This window comes from Burkholderia sp. BCC0397, from assembly GCF_902832865.1.
Taxonomy (GTDB): domain Bacteria; phylum Pseudomonadota; class Gammaproteobacteria; order Burkholderiales; family Burkholderiaceae; genus Burkholderia.
On the sequence record NZ_CADFDL010000025.1, the window covers coordinates 1 to 4190 of the forward strand.

General features: G+C 59.2%; 2 protein-coding genes, 3 tRNA genes and 2 rRNA genes. 1 reads left to right on the forward strand and 6 read right to left on the reverse strand.

Annotated features, from left to right (window positions below; all coding sequences use genetic code 11):
* The 4 genes from HWX03_RS36530 to HWX03_RS36545 form a co-directional block, all read right to left on the reverse strand.
* The coding region (locus HWX03_RS36530; RefSeq protein WP_024163107.1) for a GTP-binding protein at window positions 1–114 on the reverse strand (114 nt) is incomplete at its 3' end.
* 66 nt (window positions 115–180) lie between these two features.
* Window positions 181–255: transfer RNA gene (locus HWX03_RS36535), tRNA-Thr, on the reverse strand.
* Between the two features lie 22 nt (window positions 256–277).
* Window positions 278–351 (reverse strand) — tRNA-Gly (locus tag HWX03_RS36540).
* Between the two features lie 43 nt (window positions 352–394).
* Window positions 395–480, reverse strand: a tRNA-Tyr gene (locus HWX03_RS36545).
* Between the two features lie 2049 nt (window positions 481–2529).
* On the opposite strand from HWX03_RS36545, the gene HWX03_RS36550 reads away from it, so the two are divergent.
* Window positions 2530–3659, forward strand: a protein-coding gene (locus tag HWX03_RS36550) for an IS3 family transposase (RefSeq protein WP_175874663.1) whose coding sequence is annotated in 2 segments (ribosomal slippage) — window positions 2530–2779 and window positions 2779–3659 — 1131 coding nt in all. Because the reading frame shifts where the segments join, the coding sequence is not laid out codon by codon here.
* A gap of 144 nt (window positions 3660–3803) precedes the next feature.
* Here the strand turns inward: HWX03_RS36550 and rrf are convergent.
* A 5S ribosomal RNA gene (rrf, locus tag HWX03_RS36555) occupies window positions 3804–3916 on the reverse strand.
* A gap of 187 nt (window positions 3917–4103) precedes the next feature.
* Window positions 4104–4190, reverse strand: a 23S ribosomal RNA gene (locus HWX03_RS36560); the annotation flags it as partial.

A 4190-nucleotide genomic window follows, 5' to 3' on the forward strand; every position in this document is an offset into this window, starting at 1 on the left:
CTTCGTCAGAACCGTCGTGATCGCTGCCGTCAGCGTCGTCTTGCCGTGGTCAACGTGACCAATCGTACCAACGTTCACGTGCGGCTTGGTCCGCTCAAATTTACCCTTGGCCATTTTCGACTCCCAGAAGGAATTTCACAGGTTGCGCCGCGCGCAAACAAGACACTGACTTTTTACTGCTGGTGCCCATGGGCAGGATCGAACTGCCGACCTCTCCCTTACCAAGGGAGTGCTCTACCACTGAGCCACATGGGCGCTACGCTTCAACTTAGCGGTCTGGAGCGGGTGAAGGGAATCGAACCCTCGTCGTAAGCTTGGAAGGCTTCTGCTCTACCATTGAGCTACACCCGCACGGGCCACTAACGATTCCTTACCGCTCACTGCGCTGATATCTTGGTGGAGGAGGTTGGATTCGAACCAACGTAGGCGTAAGCCAACAGATTTACAGTCTGCCCCCTTTAGCCACTCGGGCACCCCTCCGTAGAGAACTGACGATTATGGGGGTGCATCGCACTCCTGTCAAGCACATCCGGAAGATTATTTTCACTCTCTTCCCGACTTCCGCTTCCCGCCGATCCCCGCCCTCGCCCGGCTAAGGCAAGCGCGAGATGTTGCTGACCGGCACCACATCTTCGTCAGACTCCGCCTTCAACGCCGATCTGCATCTGCGCTAAAAACGAAAGACCGCCATCATACGACCTCTTTCGCACAATGCCAAGCGGGTAGACGCAAATTTCGGCAAATTTCATGCCGGGCGGGTTTGGCGAGCCGACTGGCGGTTGCTCGCGGGAGGTTCGGTGGTGCTTCCAGCGCGGAATAGACGCACTGCACGAGGCTCTGCAGCCGGCGCCGCATACTGCGAGGTCTCGCGATCAGGGCGCCATGTGCGTGCAAGGCTTTCGCGCCCTCTCCGGCAATTGCGGCGGGCCGGCTCCATCACCGAATTCGATCACCGCTGCGTTCGACGGGCTCACCGGAAGGCACGATACCGTCTCGAGTCGCCCTTCTACCTCCGCTACAAACTCTCCATGCGCCCGCTTGCTCTGCAACGACATTCTTCTCGGTCGAAACTGCACATGCCACGGTTCCGGTAGACGCCTGGTGCCGTTCGAGGCCGATCGGGAGGATCCGACAGCAACGCCTGGCTGACAGCGTCACCGCGGAGCCCAAGAGGCATGCTCGGCGCTTGGGGCGTATCAAGAGTTGAAGGCGACGCTCGATGGCGGGTGCGCGAGTCGGACGCACGTCGGCTAGCGCGCGGCACAATCGATGAATCGGCACGCGTTGGTCAGACGACGTTCCGCAGGATGAATCCGATGATTCTGCACGCCTTGATGTGCTTACAGCCGCCACTTGACGACGACGTACGTCCAGGTCCAGAGCCCTGCCTCTCCATAACCTTGTTGCCGCCGCGTCGAATGTTCCGCTGCTTGGCGTCGCCACGTCTCGTCGTGCAAGCCGCCTAACGTCATCGCAGCGAATCTTCGGCGTCCACGCGATATCACAACTGCTCGGACGGTGCCCGCCTCGTCCAACTGAACGCGAATGTCCGCGCCGGATTCGACGCAGGCGCCCTCGCCATCACCTCACGCTCCCGAAAACGTTATAAGCCGATATGTGGCGCCGGAGCATCGACATCCGACGTGCGCTGTCCGGCAATGCTCGAGCTGAAGGGGGATCAAGACCAAAGCACGGTGCACCAGCGTCCACGCGCTGGAGACTCTCCGTTCGGCGATCGGAATATGGCACGCACGGAACACCCGCCAGGCGTCGACGCAGGCAGCCCACACTTCGCGCGCCGATGGGCGAAGGGCGAGACCGCGTAGGCAGTGCCGCCTATTTGCTGATCGAGGAAATCTACGCGGTACAGGACGGTCAACGAGTGGTGACCTTACCCCGCCGATTTTTGATCTTGGTCGACCTGCAATACGCATACGGCGCGGCCGGCTCCTCAGTCGGGCCGCTTCTTGCCTCGACTCGAGCCTGTGCCTCGTGTCGATGAGGTTCTTTCAACGCGAGATATGGCGAGTTGGACCGAGAATGGCGCTTGATAGCAATGTCGCGCCTCTCCTGGCGCAGTTCGGTCACGCGGATTCATGCGACAAGGGAGCCGGGAGCGGTGACATCCTGTCCACTACTGCCAATAACACGCGGAAGGCTGAATGAACGCAAGGCGCATCCCGCTGCCACACGGTATATATCGACCTTGGCAGAAGATGCGCTCAATACGCCGGTGATCAACGCGTGTTGATCGATTATCAGATGACGAGAACTAGCAACGTCTGATCGCGGCCGGCGCCGGGCAAGGCCGGACGGAGGATTGCCATGGAGAGGTTGCCAAGGCGATTTCCCATTGCGGCTCTAATGGCCACCAGAGCGAACAAGAGTAGAAGGGCGGTGGCTTCAGCAACACCAGTTACTGGCATGCAGACACCCCGACAAGCGAGGTGCATTTTGCGCCAATTGACCTTTCCCCTCTGAAGTATCCCACTGTAAAGTTAGTGGCAAGGCCGCAGGAGAAACCTTGTCATGAAGAAGTCGCGGTTCAGTGAAGAGCAGATTATCGGGGTGCTGAAGGAAGCCGATGCAGGCATGAAGGTCGCAGACCTTTGTCGCAAGCACGGCATATCGGATGCGACGTTCTATAACTGGCGTAGCCGCTACGGCGGCATGGATGTGTCGGAAGCGCGCCGATTGCGGCAGTTGGAAGAGGAGAACCAGCGACTCAAGCGGTTGGTGGCAGACCAGGCGCTGGACATCCAGGTTCTGAAGGACGTTCTCGGAAAAAAGTGAGTTCGCCCGTGCAGCGCCGGGAAGTCGTGCAGCAGGTGATTGAACAGCATGACTATTCGGAGCGCCGGGCGTGCGCGCTCGTTGGCTTGAATCGACGGACGTTTCGGCGACCGGCGCCGGCAGATGCCGACCATGTTGTTCGGCAGCGTCTGCGCGAACTGGCGCAGGAGCGGCCGCGGTTTGGTTCGCCTCGCCTGCACGTTCTGCTGCGTCGAGAAGGACTGGTTCAGAACCACAAACGGACCGAACGTCTATACCGAGAAGAAGGCTTGTCGCTTCGCATGAGGCGGCGAAAGAAGCGTCCGAGTCATCTGCGCGTCGTGATGCCGACGCCCACTGGCGCGGACGAGAGCTGGACGACGGACTTCGTTGCGGATGCGCTTGCGAATGGTCGGCGTGTTCGAATGTTGACCATCATCGACACGTGGAACCGGGAATGTCCGCACATCGAGGTCGACTTCTCGCTAACGGGTGTCCGCGTGGCGCGCGTGCTCGAGCAGCTACGGCAACGAGGACGGTGCCCAAACTTGATTCAGGTGGATAACGGGCCGGAATTCATCAGCAAAGCGCTCGACGCTTGGGCACACGAGCATGGCGTCAAGCTGCAGTTCATTCGTCCCGGCAAGCCGGTGGAAAACGCATACATCGAGAGTTTCAACGGGCGACTGCGTGAAGAGTGCCTGAATCAGCATGCGTTCGTCAGCCTGGAGGACGCACGCAAGCGCATCGAAACGTGGCGAATCGATTACAACTCGATCCGCCCGCATAGTGCCTTGGGGCAACTGGCGCCGGGCCAATTCCGGCAATTGCATCAATCGAAAACCGGCGAGCCGACTAAATTACGAATGGTGTACTCGGCGGGGTAAGGTCACAATCTCAGGGCAGTGATTCCGATTGGGGCCGACGCCTTCGACACCCAGCTCATGCCGCATGGCGCTCGCCGGATGCTTTTTTGGGCGCCGAAATGCAAAAACCCCCGCCTTGTCGGGCGGGGGTTTCTGGCTTAGGGAGCCTGACGATTACCTACTTTCACACGGGAATCCGCACTATCATCGGCGTAGAGTCGTTTCACGGTCCTGTTCGGGATGGGAAGGGGTGGGACCGACTCGCTATGGTCATCAGGCAAAGGGGGTTGTTCTGCTGGCGTGGCCAACAGAACCAATCTGGGAAGAAGCAGTAATTTAGTTGGGTTGTGAGCTGTATCTCACACGTACGCGGTACTTCAACCGTCGTACGTCGAGTGCCTTGCACTCGACGCTCGATGTCCGTAAGCGCTAAAGCGCTAACGGGCATCGAGACAGACTTGTTATAGGATCAAGCCTTACGGGCAATTAGTATCAGTTAGCTGAACGCATTACTGCGCTTACACACCTGACCTATCAACGTCCTGGTCTCGA